This is a genomic window from Pseudolactococcus chungangensis CAU 28 = DSM 22330, assembly GCF_002441885.1.
Taxonomy (GTDB): Bacteria; Bacillota; Bacilli; order Lactobacillales; family Streptococcaceae; genus Pseudolactococcus; species Pseudolactococcus chungangensis.
Map to the genome: position 1 here is coordinate 92,974 of NZ_JXJT01000005.1, position 15,558 is coordinate 108,531.

Annotated in this window: 17 protein-coding genes and 1 riboswitch; of the genes, 15 read left to right on the forward strand and 2 right to left on the reverse strand. The window is 37.5% G+C overall.

Going from position 1 to position 15,558, the window contains the following annotated elements; genetic code table 11:
- Window positions 1-311: 311 nt before the first annotated feature.
- Entirely contained in the window at window positions 312-857 is a 546-nt protein-coding gene (locus RR45_RS03810; protein ID WP_031365865.1) for a biotin transporter BioY, read from the reverse strand.
- Window positions 858-1,226: 369 nt separating this feature from the next.
- Window positions 1,227-1,340, forward strand: a riboswitch (FMN riboswitch).
- Between the two features lie 229 nt (window positions 1,341-1,569).
- Here RR45_RS03810 and ribD point away from each other — a divergent pair.
- From ribD to RR45_RS03850, 8 genes are all read left to right on the forward strand, one after another.
- On the forward strand, window positions 1,570-2,673 hold the full coding sequence (gene ribD / locus RR45_RS03815; protein ID WP_031365864.1) for a bifunctional diaminohydroxyphosphoribosylaminopyrimidine deaminase/5-amino-6-(5-phosphoribosylamino)uracil reductase RibD: 1,104 nt from the start codon (window positions 1,570-1,572) through the stop codon (window positions 2,671-2,673).
- Complete coding sequence (locus RR45_RS03820) at window positions 2,654-3,253, forward strand: riboflavin synthase (protein ID WP_072353578.1); 600 nt, start codon at window positions 2,654-2,656, stop codon at window positions 3,251-3,253. The genes ribD and RR45_RS03820 overlap by 20 nt, the downstream gene beginning before the upstream one ends.
- Window positions 3,246-4,445 (forward strand): bifunctional 3,4-dihydroxy-2-butanone-4-phosphate synthase/GTP cyclohydrolase II, encoded by a 1,200-nt coding sequence (locus RR45_RS03825; protein WP_031365862.1) that lies wholly within the window; start codon window positions 3,246-3,248, stop codon window positions 4,443-4,445. The genes RR45_RS03820 and RR45_RS03825 overlap by 8 nt, the downstream gene beginning before the upstream one ends.
- Before the next feature lie 60 nt (window positions 4,446-4,505).
- Window positions 4,506-4,970: a 6,7-dimethyl-8-ribityllumazine synthase gene (ribH, locus tag RR45_RS03830; RefSeq protein WP_031365861.1), complete on the forward strand. Its 465-nt coding sequence runs from the start codon at window positions 4,506-4,508 to the stop codon at window positions 4,968-4,970.
- A 138-nt stretch (window positions 4,971-5,108) separates the two neighbouring features.
- Window positions 5,109-6,233, forward strand: a complete 1,125-nt coding sequence (gene mnmA / locus RR45_RS03835) for a tRNA 2-thiouridine(34) synthase MnmA (protein ID WP_031365860.1) — start codon at window positions 5,109-5,111, stop codon at window positions 6,231-6,233.
- 212 nt (window positions 6,234-6,445) lie between these two features.
- A complete protein-coding gene (locus RR45_RS03840) occupies window positions 6,446-6,940 on the forward strand; it encodes a YehS family protein (RefSeq protein ID WP_031365859.1) in 495 nt (164 codons plus the stop codon).
- Window positions 6,941-7,083: 143 nt separating this feature from the next.
- Entirely contained in the window at window positions 7,084-8,955 is a 1,872-nt protein-coding gene (mnmG, locus tag RR45_RS03845; protein ID WP_031365858.1) for a tRNA uridine-5-carboxymethylaminomethyl(34) synthesis enzyme MnmG, read from the forward strand.
- Between the two features lie 414 nt (window positions 8,956-9,369).
- Window positions 9,370-9,873 (forward strand): conjugal transfer protein, encoded by a 504-nt coding sequence (locus RR45_RS03850; protein WP_084463453.1) that lies wholly within the window; start codon window positions 9,370-9,372, stop codon window positions 9,871-9,873.
- A gap of 114 nt (window positions 9,874-9,987) precedes the next feature.
- Here the strand turns inward: RR45_RS03850 and RR45_RS03855 are convergent, their stop codons facing one another.
- Window positions 9,988-10,983, reverse strand: a complete 996-nt coding sequence (locus tag RR45_RS03855; protein WP_031365857.1) for a YhdH/YhfP family quinone oxidoreductase — start codon at window positions 10,981-10,983, stop codon at window positions 9,988-9,990.
- 786 nt (window positions 10,984-11,769) lie between these two features.
- On the opposite strand from RR45_RS03855, the gene RR45_RS03860 reads away from it, so the two are divergent.
- From RR45_RS03860 to rplT, 7 genes are all read left to right on the forward strand, one after another.
- The gene (locus RR45_RS03860; protein WP_031365856.1) at window positions 11,770-12,204 is read left to right on the forward strand and encodes a MarR family winged helix-turn-helix transcriptional regulator; all 435 of its coding nucleotides are present in this window, start codon (window positions 11,770-11,772) and stop codon (window positions 12,202-12,204) included.
- A gap of 585 nt (window positions 12,205-12,789) precedes the next feature.
- Window positions 12,790-13,053: a hypothetical protein gene (locus RR45_RS03865; RefSeq protein ID WP_208601310.1), complete on the forward strand. Its 264-nt coding sequence runs from the start codon at window positions 12,790-12,792 to the stop codon at window positions 13,051-13,053.
- 208 nt (window positions 13,054-13,261) lie between these two features.
- Window positions 13,262-13,384 carry a hypothetical protein gene (locus RR45_RS11520; protein ID WP_279625294.1) on the forward strand — a complete coding sequence of 41 codons (123 nt, stop codon included), beginning with the start codon at window positions 13,262-13,264 and terminating at the stop codon, window positions 13,382-13,384.
- A gap of 238 nt (window positions 13,385-13,622) precedes the next feature.
- Window positions 13,623-13,853, forward strand: coding sequence for a tyrosine-type recombinase/integrase (locus RR45_RS11610; RefSeq protein ID WP_072353580.1), 231 nt, complete (start codon window positions 13,623-13,625; stop codon window positions 13,851-13,853).
- A 484-nt stretch (window positions 13,854-14,337) separates the two neighbouring features.
- The gene (gene infC, locus RR45_RS03875) at window positions 14,338-14,838 is read left to right on the forward strand and encodes a translation initiation factor IF-3 (protein ID WP_003140677.1); all 501 of its coding nucleotides are present in this window, start codon (window positions 14,338-14,340) and stop codon (window positions 14,836-14,838) included.
- A 28-nt stretch (window positions 14,839-14,866) separates the two neighbouring features.
- Window positions 14,867-15,067 (forward strand): 50S ribosomal protein L35, encoded by a 201-nt coding sequence (gene rpmI / locus RR45_RS03880; protein ID WP_003140675.1) that lies wholly within the window; start codon window positions 14,867-14,869, stop codon window positions 15,065-15,067.
- Window positions 15,068-15,126: 59 nt separating this feature from the next.
- Window positions 15,127-15,486 carry a 50S ribosomal protein L20 gene (gene rplT / locus RR45_RS03885; RefSeq protein WP_003140672.1) on the forward strand — a complete coding sequence of 120 codons (360 nt, stop codon included), beginning with the start codon at window positions 15,127-15,129 and terminating at the stop codon, window positions 15,484-15,486.
- Window positions 15,487-15,558 lie beyond the last annotated feature (72 nt).

Consider the following 15,558-nt stretch of genomic DNA (forward strand, 5'->3'; position numbering starts at 1 on the left):
TATTCTAGTATCATTATGGTTTGAAATAGAAATGCGCATGTAAATGACAGCCAGAGTTTAATGGATGTTGGCAAGTAGAACAAGAAGATAAGTGACGATAAACATCCCCTGTCATTCTGGAGTGGCAAATGCCGCACATAACGCTTAATGTATCTCTTGAATTTGGTGTGAATTCATGATCCTGTAAGGCATTATGACAAAGATAACAGGAAAAATATTGATGACAACTGCCACACTGATTAGCGATAATATCGTTTTTACCATACCAATGCTGACAACGACCAGATTAGTCAATTTGTAAACCAAATATTTCAGGCATTTAAAAATTTTCCTAACCTTGTATGTAAAGCAATCGTAATTGTACTTGTTACAATTGCTTTAATGATATCACCCGGTATATAGGTTAACTGTAAAAATAGCGATTTGCTTAATGGCATCTTTGTGACAAGTGTCAGACCAATTGCGCCCATGCCATCAATGAAAAGCACACCAAAAACTAAGGTGATGAGCAGTACATTGAAAAAATTAAAAAGATTGAATTGTTTTAGTTTTGAAACGCCAAAACCGATTAGTCCTGCGCCAACAGGATAAGCCCACAAATAACCAGCAGTTGCACCAAAAAAACGTGCGAATCCACCAGAACCACCAGTTAAAACAGGTAAACCAAGCATGGCGAGTAGTAAAAGCAGTGCAACTGTTATAAAACCTTTACGACCACCAAGTAAAGCACCCGCTAGCATGATGCCAAGATTTTGAATGGTTATCGGAACGAGAGGTAGTGGAATAATAGGAATATAAGCCATGATAATGAGAGCAGCCAAGACAATGGCTGATAGTGTAAGGTGACGTGTTTTCATAAACCCTCCTAATTGTAAACCTATATTTATATTATGGTATACTATTTTAGTATAGAGAATAATTTAGTCGATGTCAAGTGTCAATTAGCAGACAAGATAAGGATAATATCTAAAATTTAAGGTCGATAAAACTTATGTAGTTGATTTCACAATTAGAAAATTTACAATTTTAGAAATATTAGACAGGATATTTTCTGTTATAATATTTTTTATGAAAAAATGGATAAAAAATTTATCCTCGATGGACATATTAATATCGATTGTTCTAGGAGTATATGCATTGTCTTAGGCGTATCATTGTGAGTAATAAATAATATTTGACAATGCAGATTATTTATTATATACTTTGCTGGTAATCATAAAATTAAATAATATCTTCAGGGCAGGGTGAAATTCCCTACCGGTGGTATAGCCCACGAGCCGCAAGGTTGATTCGGTTAAATTCCGAAGCCGACAGTATAGTCTGGATGAAAGAAGATGAAATACTCAATTAAAGTGTTTTCGTTGTACATTGCTCTGGAATGATTTTTTGTCATTTCAGTTTTTTTTATATTTCTAAAACTCCCTAATTAAGGGCAGGATGGTCTGTTGAAAAGGGACTTTTGGAGAGTGAAAAGGCAGTTGCTTCTCGAATTTTAACCTTTTATGTATCAAAAGCCCTGATAATGTTAATTGTTAGGGCTTTTGTTGATGCCCTTAAAAAGGAGGCTTTTTGACAGATAGAGACTATATGCGCTTGGCGCTTGATTTAGCCGAACTCGGTTGCGGATGGGTCAACCCTAATCCCATGGTTGGCGCTATAATCGTTAAAGAGAATCGAATCATTGGGACAGGCTACCATCATCGTTATGGCGAAAATCATGCGGAGCGAGATGCCATCGCCAATTGTTCCGAATCCCCGGAGGGGGCAACGATTTATGTAACACTGACACCTTGTTGCCATCAAGGTAAGACTCCAGCCTGTACTGATGCGATTATTAAAAATGGTATTTCTCGTGTCGTTATTGGATCGGCAGATCCTAATATTCTTGTAGGAGATAAAAGTCTTTCTATTTTACGACAACATGACATTATTGTCGAAACGGGTGTCCTAAAAAGCGAATGTGATGCATTAAATCCTGTATTTTTTCACTACATTCAAACAAAAAAACCTTATGTGATCATGAAATATGCGATGACCTTAGACGGTAAAATTGCGACTGTGACAGGCGCTTCCAAATGGATTACGGGTAAGCTATCTCGGACGCGTGTCCATCAAGATCGCCACCGTTATGCTGCGATTATGGTTGGTGTCGGAACGGTTTTGTCAGATGACCCTTCCTTGACTTGTCGCATTCCGAACGGTCATAACCCGATTCGGATTATTTGTGACACCACACTGAAAACTCCTCTGACAGCTCAGGTTGTCCAGACAGCCAAAACAGTACCGACGATTATTGCCACCAGTTCAGATGATGCTGCTAGAATTGCGGCTTTTGAACAGGCAGGATGTGATATTTTAATTGTTCCTAAATACCAACACCATGTGGACTTGCAAGTACTGATGACCTTGCTAGGAGAGAGAAATATCGATAGTCTCTTGATTGAAGGAGGACAAACCCTGAATTGGTCAGCGCTTGAATCAAGAATTGTGCATCGGATCCAAACTTATATTGCTCCTAAATTATTTGGTGGAGAGACTGCTAAATCACCAATCGGTGGACGAGGTATCAGGGAGCCGTCAGATGCTTATCAAATTTCTCCACCGAAAATCACAGTTTTAGGTGATGATATTTTATTAGAAAGTGAGGTGTTAGATGTTCACAGGCATTATTGAGGAAGTCGGAAAGATTCGGCAAATTAAAAAAGGAATGAATTCAGCTGTTGTAACGATTGGTGCTCAAAAAGTCCTGATAGATGTTCAGATAGGTGACAGCATTGCAGTCAACGGAATTTGTTTGACTGTCACATCATACACGAAAAAAGACTTTACGGCAGATGTGATGCATGAAAGTTTACGACGGTCATCTCTTTTCCAGGCGAAAATTGGCAGTCATGTTAATTTAGAGCGTGCCATGCCAGCCAATGGTCGATTTGGCGGTCATATTGTGAGTGGTCATGTTGATGGTACAGGTGTTATCCAGTCAATTGTTCGCGACGCTAATGCCATCTGGTACAAAATACGTGCATCGGCTGATATTTTGTATTATATTGTTGAAAAAGGATCGATTACGATTGATGGTATTAGCCTGACAGTTACGAGAGTTGAGAAAGAATATTTCAGCGTATCAATCATTCCCCATACACTGGGAGAAACCAATCTGATTGATAAAAGAATAGGTGACATGGTCAATTTGGAAAATGATTGTGTTGGTAAATATATCGAAAAATTTGTAGTTGGGAGACAGAATGAGTGAATTTAGTACAATAGAACAGGCCTTAGAAGATTTGCGTCAAGGTAAGGTCATTCTTGTCACAGATGATGAAGACCGCGAGAATGAAGGTGACTTTATCTGTGCAGGTGAGTTTGCATCGGCTGAGAATATCAACTTCATGGCAACGTATGGTAAAGGTTTAATATGCATGCCAATTTCGGAAAAAATTGCGAAAAGGCTGGATTTACCACAAATGGTAACCGATAATCAGGATAATCATGAGACCGCTTTTACCGTTTCCATTGATCATATCACGACAACAACAGGAATTTCAGCCATTGAACGTGGCATAACAGCCCGTGCTTGCGCGAGTTTAGAGACCAAATCTAGCGATTTTCGCCGACCTGGTCATCTCTTTCCTTTAACCGCTAAAAATGGTGGTGTTCTCGTCAGAAATGGTCATACCGAGGCGACCGTCGATTTGATGAAACTTGCAGGGCTAGCTGAAGTCGGCCTATGTTGTGAAATTATGCGAGAAGATGGTACGATGATGCGTCTTCCTGAACTGATGATATTTGCTGAAAAACATGGTATGTCGATAATTACGATTCAGTCATTGCAAGTTTATTGTAAGCAACACGAACAGATTATGAAGCAGGCGACAAAGACGAAATTACCAACAAAATATGGCGATTTCACCTCCTATGGTTATGTCAATGAAATCAATGGTGAACATCACGTTGCTTTAGTTAAAGGGGATATTGGCGATGGTTTAGATATTTTATGCCGTGTCCATTCGGAATGTTTAACTGGAGACGTCTTCGGATCAGAACGCTGTGATTGTGGTCAACAATTAGAGGCGGCACTGACGCAAATTGAGCAAGAAGGTCGCGGTATTCTACTTTATATGCGTCAAGAAGGTCGTGGCATTGGATTAATCAATAAACTTCGTGCCTATGAGTTGCAGGAACAAGGTTTAGACACCTTAGAAGCTAATCTAGCTCTAGGCTTTGCTGGTGATGAACGAGAGTATTATGAGGGGGTTCAGATTTTGAAAGATTTGGGTGCAACAAGTCTACGTTTGCTGACCAATAACCCTGATAAGGTCCATCAGTTAGAGGCGTTTGGTATGACAATCACTGAACGTGTACCTATCCAGATGCCTGAGACAGCACACGATTTAGGCTACTTACAGACCAAACAACATAAGATGGGACATTTACTGGATTATTGATTATGAATGAGTTAATCAAGTATACAAGGTAAACGAATATAAAATGAAAGAGGAAAAAAGATGACAAAATTTGAAGGAAAATTTGCTGTAAAAGAAGTTAAGATTGCGATTGTTGTCGCGCGTTTCAACGATTTTATCACCTCAAAATTATTAGAAGGCGCTTTAGATGCCTTGAGACGCCATGAGGTGACCGAAGATGCTATAGATATCGCATGGGTACCAGGTGCATTTGAAATCCCACTAATCGCTGCAAAACTTGCTAAAACAAATCAGTATGATGCCATTATCTGTCTCGGAGCTGTCATTCGCGGCGGAACGACACATTATGACTACGTTTGTAGTGAAGTTTCAAAAGGCATAGCGCATGTTTCATTGACGTATGATTTACCTGTCATGTTTGGTGTGCTTACAACAGAAAACATTGAACAAGCCATTGAACGTGCTGGTTCAAAAGCTGGTAATAAAGGTTTTGATGCGGCAATAGGTGCAATTGAAATGATTAGCTTATCTCAAAACATAGGTTAGTTAAATCGTGTTTGATGTTGCAAGCCCCCAATATCCGTACCTAGCAATCCAACAATAAATTTGCTATACTGGAATAGTTAATGACGCCCTTCAAAGCGATTGATTAACCAAATAAAATTTGATGGGAGGATTATTATTTTGCCAAATGATAATTCAAAAACTCGTGTCGTTGTCGGCATGAGTGGTGGTGTGGATTCCAGTGTCACAGCGCTTTTGCTCAAGGAGCAGGGCTATGATGTGATCGGAATCTTCATGAAAAACTGGGATGATACTGATGATTTTGGTGTCTGTACGGCGACGGAAGACTATAAAGACGTTGCCTTAGTAGCAGACCAAATCGGTATCCCCTACTATACGGTAAATTTTGAAAAAGAGTACTGGGATCGCGTATTCGAGTACTTCTTAGCAGAATACCGTGCAGGTCGGACGCCAAATCCAGACGTGATGTGTAACAAGGAGATTAAGTTTAAAGCTTTCCTTGATTATGCCATTGAACTTGGTGCGGATTACGTTGCTACAGGGCATTACGCTCAAGTCAAGCGTGATGAAAATGGTATCGTCCACATGTTACGCGGCGCTGATGACAATAAAGATCAGACTTATTTCCTCAGCCAATTGTCACAAGACCAGCTCCAAAAAGTGATGTTTCCACTTGGTCATTTGGAAAAGCCTGAAGTCCGTAAAATTGCGGAGCGTGCAGGTCTTGCCACGGCTAAGAAGAAAGACTCAACGGGTGTCTGTTTCATCGGTGAAAAGAATTTCAAACAATTTCTCAGCCAATATTTGCCAGCTCAAAAAGGTCGCATGATGACTTTTGATGGTCGTGATATGGGTGAACACGCTGGCCTCATGTACTATACCATTGGTCAACGTGGTGGTCTAGGTATCGGTGGGCAACACGGTGGTGATAACGAACCTTGGTTTGTTGTCGGTAAAGATTTGTCACAAAATATTCTTTATGTCGGACAAGGTTTCCACAATGAAGCCTTGTATTCAACAAGCCTTGATGCCAGTGATCTATCTTTCACACGTGACATGCCAGATACTTTTGAAATGCATTGCACAGCTAAGTTTCGCTATCGCCAAGCTGATACAGGTGTGACGATGAAAGTCAATGGTGATAAGGTTACAGTTATTTTTGATGAACCCGTTCGTGCCATTACACCAGGTCAAGCAGTTGTCTTCTATGATGGCGCAGAATGTCTAGGTGGTGCAATGATCGATTATGCTTATAAAGATGAACAGGTCATGCAGTATCAATAAATATTAAAGAAAATCGTTTGGGAGAACTATCCCAGACGATTTTTGGCATCAAAAAGACAGGGGCAAAAGTCCTCAGATTAAGAAAAAGTTTAATGTTTGGGCTATTTAAATTTAACAGTGCAATGATTATAGCAACGTAGATGATAGTTGTGCTAATGAATGCTCCTGATTTTATCTACTCCTGACTATACTTTTCTGGTATAATCAAAGGTATGAATAATAACGATATTTTAATCCGTCTGCGCTACACGTTTGACATTAAAGATAGTGACATGCTCGATATTTTTGACTTGGGTGGGGTGACACTTACCCTAGAAGAGCTCCGTGTCATCTTAAAAAAACAAGAACCTGATACGGATCGTGATCAAGCTTTATCTCGCGAGAATTTGGAACGTTTCTTAAATGGCTTCATCATTAGCCAAAGGGGTGTGAAACGTGACAAAGCGGGTCATGAAGTACCTGCATCTTTCGATATGGCGAGCGATGCGCTGATTAATAATGTGACAATTAAAAAGATTAAGATTGCGATGACTTATACGACAGATCATCTTCAGGATTTTCTGGCGCAGTCGGGTAAAACGGTATCGACGAGCGAGTTGTCGGCGATTTTGCGCAATAAAAATCATCGTAATTACAAGCCTGCTGGGGATCAAATTTTGCGTAATATGCTGAAAGGTATGGCCTTGGATTATCGGGGCAAATCTTGAGTTGAGTAAAAATCTTGACCGACTAGGACAATTTTGCTAAAATATAAGTATCAATAATTCAAGGTAGTCAAGTACCGAGAAGAATAGCGGAGCTATTTTTCGTGTACTTGGCTTTTTGGTTTGAAAATAAAAAAGAGGTAATCATGCAATTTCAAGAAAATTTTGATGTGATCGTCGTGGGCGCCGGTCATGCAGGCAGTGAGGCGGCACTTGCCGCAGCACGTATGGGCAGTAAGACGTTGCTCGTCACGATTAACTTAAATATGGTCGCATTTATGCCGTGTAATCCGTCTGTCGGCGGTTCAGCTAAGGGCATCGTCGTTCGTGAAATCGACGCGCTTGGTGGTGAGATGGGGCGCAACATTGATAAGACTTATATCCAAATGAAGATGCTCAATACAGGTAAAGGGCCTGCGGTTCGGGCGCTTCGCGCACAGGCGGATAAGGATTTATATGCGCGTGAAATGAAAAAGACGATCGAGCAGACGGAAAATCTGACTTTGCGTCAAGCTATAGTGGATGAGATTCTCGTAGAAGACGGTCATATTACAGGCATTAAGACGTCAACAGGTACAATCTATACGGCAAAATCAGTTGTCATTACAACTGGGACAGCACTTCGTGGCGAAATTATTATCGGAGAGCTCAAGTATTCGTCAGGTCCAAATAACTCATTAGCCTCTATTGGTCTTGCTGATAACTTACGTGACTTGGGCTTTGAGATTGGTCGTTTTAAAACGGGTACGCCACCGCGCGTGAAGTCTAGCACTATTGATTACAGCAAAACGGAGATTCAACCAGGAGATGAGAAGCCAAATCACTTTAGTTTCTTATCAAAGGATGCGGATTATTTGGCCGATCAAATTCCCTGTTGGTTGACTTATACAAAAAATGCGACGCATATGATTATTCAAGAGAATTTGCACCGTGCACCGATGTTTTCAGGGATGGTTAAGGGGGTTGGACCACGTTATTGTCCGTCGATTGAGGATAAAATTGTGCGTTTTGCTGACAAGCCACGTCACCAATTGTTTTTAGAGCCTGAGGGCCGAGATACAGAAGAAGTTTACGTGCAAGGCTTGTCAACGTCAATGCCAGAAGATGTACAGTTTGAGATGTTACGTTCAATTCCTGGTTTGGAAAATGCTGAGATGATGCGTTCGGGCTATGCCATTGAGTATGATGTGGTTTTGCCGCATCAACTGCGTGCAACGCTTGAAACGAAATTGATTTCAGGTTTATTCACGGCGGGTCAAACCAATGGGACGTCGGGTTATGAAGAAGCAGCAGGTCAAGGTTTGATTGCCGGTATTAATGCCGCACTAAAAGCACAAGGTAAACCTGAGTTTATTTTGAAACGCTCAGATGCTTATATCGGTGTGATGATTGATGACTTAGTCACTAAAGGGACGATTGAACCGTATCGTTTGTTGACAAGTCGTGCTGAGTACCGCTTGATTCTTCGCCATGATAATGCTGATATGCGGTTAACGCCACTTGGTCGCGAGATCGGCTTGGTCTCTGATTATCGTTGGCATACTTTTGAGATTAAAAAATATCAATATGAAAACGAACTATTACGCCTGCAAAAAAATAAACTCAAACCAATCGCTGAAACCAATGCTAAGATTGAAACTTTAGGCTTCAAGCCATTGACAGATGCTTTAACAGCCGCTGAATTTATGCGCCGTCAAGAAATCACTTATGAGATTGCGACATCCTTCATTGGACCAGCGCCAGAAGTCTTGGATTCGAAAATTATTGAATTAATTGAAACAGAGATCAAATATGAAGGCTATATCAAAAAAGCAACGGATCAAGTCGCTAAAATGCATCGTTTGGAAGCCAAACGCATTCCGAAAAATATAGACTGGGATGCCTTAGACAGTATCGCCACAGAGGCACGCCAAAAATTCAAGAAAATCAATCCAGAAACGATTGGTCAAGCCAGCCGTATCTCAGGAGTCAATCCTGCGGATATTAGTATTTTGATGATTTATTTGGAAGGGAAATAGGATTAGGCTCAGATTATCTGGGCCTTTTTCTGTGGTATAATAGGTGTAAAAGGTTTAATAGTCTGTGACTGACTAGGAAGTTATAAGAAAATGTAAGTATATTTTGATTGATAAAGACGAACACCTACTTACACTAAAATACACAAGTCAAATCGTAGAAACCATACCACTACCAAAGATAAAAGCTCCACCTTTGAGAAACTGATCATCTGAAATAGGACAATACATCCTGAAAGAATCAACCACAAAGACCAGAGAAAATTAATCCAGCAGGAATCAAATAACCAATAAGAAAATAAAATCACTTCCAAAAGGGGTAAGAAATGAAGCTAAAACATCTCGCTATTTTTGGAGTGGTTTTCTCTTTTTTCTTTACTCTATTATTATTTATGATGATTGTATTTATGGATTCAGATGACTACCGACATGGCGCGTACTGATATTCTGACCAGTTCTATTGTGAGAAACTTACAGAACTGGAATGTGTTAGCAGAAAGCAATTCGGAATTTAAAGTACAGTTTTCTGTAGTACAGGATTTGACCGAGGGCGAAGTCAAAAAGACAGAGTTGTCTACTCACCATGTTGTGGTTTATGTCGACAAGAATGGTAATTTGGTTATTGTACAGAATGCAACTATGGATAACAAACCTGTTAGTTCTACCTATCTTCCAAAACAGAAAGAAAATGATGGTATGGTTGACTCAGTAATGACCGAAGAAATCAACGGTTTTTTTAAAATGTTCTTCAAACTCTATCCCAAAGTGATAGATAAAGAATTAGCATACTATATTAGCAATGATGCGCTACCAGGTAGCACCAAGGATTGTGTATTTACGGAGCTGGTAAATCCTATCTACACCATGAAAGATAACAAGGTTACAGTGGTTGTGACCGTAATACTTAGACCAAGAAACTAAAGTAACGTAGCTCTCCCAATATGAAATGGTATTGGAGAGAAATGAGAAATTATTAGATAAGTAGAAAAAACCGAAGCAAGGATTAAAGAATTCCTGTGCTTCGGTTTTTAACTATTAATCAGTTAGTTTTACAATAGTTCGTCCTACATGGGTTCCTTTCTGTAATTCATTGAATACACTGGACAATTGTTCTAACTTGATTTCATTTACTATAGTATTTTCAAATATATGCCATTCTTGGGAAAAGCGTTTCCAGATGAGATTGCGCTTTTCAATAGGGTAATTTACTGAATCTATCCCTAATAAATTTATACCACGTAAAATAAAAGGTAATACTGTGGAAGAGAAATTTATACCACCTACATTTCCACACATGGCTATACTACCCCCATAGTGTATTTGAGGAATTAGTATTGTCAATAACTCTCCCCCGACTGTATCTAGCACAAAATGATACTTTTGTTTCATAAGAGGGCGCGTTTTTTCCGAAGTAATATCTTCAAGAGAAATAACATTACTTGCTCCTAAATTCATAATTTTCTGTTTGTATTCTTCTTTACGTGTCAAAGCAGTGATATTCCTATATCCATTTTGGGCTAATAATTGAATTGCTAAACTTCCTACACCGCCAGTTGCGCCGGTTACTAGAATATTAGGAGAGCTTTGACTCGACATACCCATTTCCTCAAGAGATTCAATTGATATACCTGCTGTAAATCCTGCTGTTCCAATTATCATGGAGTCTTTTAAAGATAAATTTTCAGGAAGTTTTACAACCCACTTAGCTGGTACACATGCATATTCTGAAAAACCACCAGTATGAGTCATTCCTAAATCAAAACCTGTTACAATCACATGTTGCCCAACCATAAACTCATTTGATGATGTAGAAACTATTACCCCACTCAAATCTATACCTGGTATCATTGGATATTTCCTTATCACTCCACCGTTCTTCATCACTGCTAAAGAGTCCTTATAATTAACTGATGAATAAGCAACCTTTATTATCACCTCCCCATTTGAAAGTGCGCTAAGATTTATATCTTCTTTTGCATATGTTATAACTCCATCAATCTCTTTTACGACTATTGCCTTAAATGCTTCCATAATGTATCCTCCCTTTATTTCAATATGAAATACTTCTACCATAGAATTATTTTATATTGAAATATTATCAAATAAATGATACAATGTCAACGTAAATCATTTTTTATTATAGAATATTGGAAAGATAAAAGTAATACAGATGAAATAATTATTTGAAGCAGCAAAATTAGGCAGTTTATAAGTTAAAATTGGTTTGTAAGAAGTGCTACTTGGGAAAATATGGCACCTGAAACAGGACATTTAACAGAAAGGTATTTAATGTATACGAAAGATTAGCTAAAAATGAAGTAGGATCTGACTTTCTGATTATTGTAAAATTGACTTGTACAGAATTTTTTGATAAAGGTCTATCATTTAAAGAAACAAAATTAATTTGTAATAATTAGAAAAAATAGGTGTAGATTGTTTAGAGACCACTGAAAGTATACATGGAAAAGTTAAAAAATGACTGGTAATAGATAGGATTTACATCGAATACTAAAAGATATTTATTTCAGAGATTTTGCTAAAGAAATATCTGAAACTATCTTCATACCAACTGTTATTTGTGGAGACATTAAAGAATACTGTTCTGTAGAAAAACTGCTCAATAAAAGTAATATTGATCTTTTCTTTATCTAGACCACTACTAACTGACTCTGCACTTATTAAAAGATGAAAAAATGAGATATAAAAAGTCAACTGTATTAGATGCCCAAAATGTAGAGCTAATAAAGGAATTACTGTGTTGTTTTTGATGTGATGGTAACATTATAATTATATTAATTTAATTAGGAGGATTTAATTATGGAAGTGGAAAGCTGTATCAATTATATGCTTAGTGTTTCACAGAATGCTGTTTTTCAATATTTTAGTCAACAATTATCTGTGTACAATTTAACCCCTGCACAATATGGTATATTAAATTGTTTGTGGAATGAAAGTCCTTTGTCTCCAAAACAAATTGGTAAGAAGCTACACTTAGAAGCTTCTACGGTGTCTACAATACTTGAAAAACTGCAAAATAACGATTTGATAGAAAGAAATATTGACCCTAATAATCGTAGAACTATACAAGTAACACCTACTCAAAAAGCACAAAATATGAAATTTTCAGTAGAAACTATAGTTTCGAACATGAATGATTATATTTTAGGAGAATTTACTAATGAAGAAAAAGAAATTTTATCAAAAGTATTACTGACTATAATTCGAAAGCACTCTAAACATTCGGATAAATGAAGTAATAGATATTTAAAATTTATTTACTTTAATAAAAAAGCTAACATTATGTAAACAATGGAAGGATTTAGATTAATCGTGTCTAGCCCTCCATCTTTATGACAAAGAAACAAGTAAATTTTATTATTAAGGGAGTGATTAATCACAGGCGAATTATTGGATATATTATCCTGTGTGAAAAAACAAAACAAGAATAAATTACTGAAAGTACGGAATTCATTAATTTTTCTGTTGCATGGCCCTAAATGTAAACAAGAAACTTTTGTCAATATTAAAAAATGAAAATATCAATCATAAAAGAGCCAGCCACAGATCCGATAACTGTTGAAGAAATATACTTCAGATCATCGGATTTTTTCATGTGAAAGATAGTAAAACTTTGTAGTGGTTCACTGAATATTATTATGACGAAACTGCTTTATTTTAAAAATCAAATCTTTAAAACTATTACACACTTTGACTGTAAAGTTTAAGTGTGTATTTTTTCGTTTTTTTATAGGATTTTGGTTATTTAGCCCCTACCACTAATGATAGGAGTGAGTAAAGGATGGCTCTCCTTTGTAAAACGCAGAAAGGGGGGATTTAATGGGAAATATATCTGACGATGAAAAAACTATCCAACACCACTTTGATAGCTTTTGTAAGACCATTCTACGTCATCAAGCAAGAGTCATCTATGAAGCGGAATGTATTCTCTTTTCAACCCTTGATTATGAAATACCGATTGAAGATATTTTGATGGCACAAGCAATTCAATCTCTTTTAAAAAGACGACAAAACACTATTTTGCTTTCATTCTTTTTGGATATGAAAGAAATGGATATTGCAACGCTCATGAGTTTTGCATAGAGCACGGTACATTATCACAAAGAAAATGAATTAAAAGAATGATGCAAATTTATGGAAAAGTACATCGATGAACAGCAAATAGATATGTTTGTCAAGATGATTGTATTAGAAATAATTCTTTTGAAATTAAGCTAAATGGTGTATTGAAAGTTACTACGCCACCAAAAGTTATTTAATCTCAGAACAAGAAGCGAATATGCTGTCTTTTATGAAAGATGACTATACGTATCACAAATATTATGATGAAGTTGTTGTTCTGTTAGAAACAGGACTTCGTACTTCTGAATTATGTGGTTTAACTTTGACTTTGAACATGAAAAAAGGTTATTAAAATAGACCATCAATTATTGAGAGATACAGAGATTGGTTATTACATTACCCCAACAAAGATGAGACAAGGTGAATGTGAAATTCCAAAGACCTAAAAAGCCGACCGATCATTTGAACGTATTTTGAGAAGGTGAAAGAAAGTCAAAGTAGAATCTACTGTAATTGATGGTTATATTGATTTCCTGTCCTTTACTTAACAGTAAGGGATTGCCAAAAGTTGCTGGTAATTTTATGTAGGTATGTTAAAAGGTTTGATAAAGAAATATAACAAGACCCATGAAGATAAACTACCTATGATAACGCCGCATTCGCTAAGACATATATTCTGTGCGAACATGGCAAACAAAGGAATGCATCCAAATACATTACAATATATCATGAGTCATGCTAGTATTATTATGACATTAGGCTATTATGCACATGGTTCATTTAGTTCAGTTAAAGCTAAAATAGGAAGGCTATCTGCTTAGTGTAGACGCTAAATTTACTATTTTTGATTACCTTTCATCTGATAAATTCCTTGTTATGCAAGGCATCATCCAAAAAGAAAATGCGGAAACAGCCTGTAAATAGAGGACATATCAACATTTATTAACTTATGAAAAGATAATCAAATTTTATATCAGTTTTTAGTATCAAAACTATTGACGCAAACCCCAAAACTATGTTATACTAGAGAAGTTGAAAAGCAGAAAGCCCCCGCTTTCTCGCCAATATTGCGTAAGCTACTTGGCATGGAAATGAATTTATTCTCTGGATTCAGAGTTGATTTATAGCGGGCTTTCTACGGAAAGTCCGTTTTGTTTTTCAATGGAGAAGTTGGCTCATTTAGCCAGCAGAACATTTACAGTAATTGAGTTTTGGTGACTTGAATTGATAGTTTGCTACGAGTCAAATCACTGTCTCAATATCTTTAAGACAAGGAGAACAATCATAGCAAGAGAAAGAGTGACGATGAATCAGGCGATTCGTGCAAGCGAAGTTCGTTTGATTTCGGCAGATGGTGATCAACTCGGTATTACACCGACACGCGATGCGCTTAATCAAGCGATGGACCAAGATATGGACCTGGTGTTGATTTCAGCACAAGCAACACCACCTGTTGCCAAAATTATGGATTTTACAAAATTCAAGTTTGAGCAAAAGAAAAAACTGAAAGAACAAAAGAAAAATCAGGCTGTTGTAACAGTCAAAGAAGTTCGTTTGTCTCCAGTTATTGACCAAAATGACTTTGATACAAAATTGCGTCAAGCAACTAAGTTCCTTGAAAAAGGCAACAAAGTTAAGGTGTCTATCCGATTCAAAGGTCGGATGATTACCCACAAAGAAGTTGGTCAAAAAGTCTTGGATGATTTCGTTATTGCAACCCAAGATATTGCCCACGTTGAACAACGTGCCAAAATGGATGGTCGTCAAATGTTTATGCAATTGGCACCTGGTGAGAAAAAGAAATAATACTAAAATTTTAGAGGAGATTTGAGAAATGCCAAAACAAAAATCACACCGCGCTTCAGCAAAACGTTTTAAACGTACTGGTTCTGGAGGATTGAAACGTTTTAAAGCCTATACAAGCCACCGTTTCCATGGTAAAACTAAAAAACAACGTCGTCACCTTCGCAAAGCTGGTATGGTATCAACTGGTGACTACAAACGTATCCGTAAAATGGTTTACTCTCTTAAGTAATAGAGACCTGAATCAAGCATAGACTACATTAAACTAAGATATTATAAGGAGAACTATAAATGGCTCGTGTTAAAGGTGGCGTCGTAAGCCGCAAACGTCGTAAACGTGTACTGAAACTTGCGAAAGGTTACTATGGTGCAAAACATACTTTGTTCCGTACTGCCAAAGAACAAGTAATGAACTCATATAACTATGCGTTCCGTGACCGTCGTCAAAAGAAACGTGATTTCCGTAAATTGTGGATTGCACGTATCAATGCAGCTGCACGTATCAATGGATTGTCATATTCTAAAATGATGCATGGTTTGAAATTAGCTGAAATCGAAGTTAACCGTAAAATGTTAGCTGACCTTGCAGTTAATGACGCAGCAGCTTTCGCATCATTGGCTGACGCTTCTAAAAAAGCTTTGGCTAAATAATCAAAACACCTAAAAAGCAAGCTTCGGCTTGTTTTTTTATGAACGCGAATTGTAAAATTAAGTTAGAAAAAT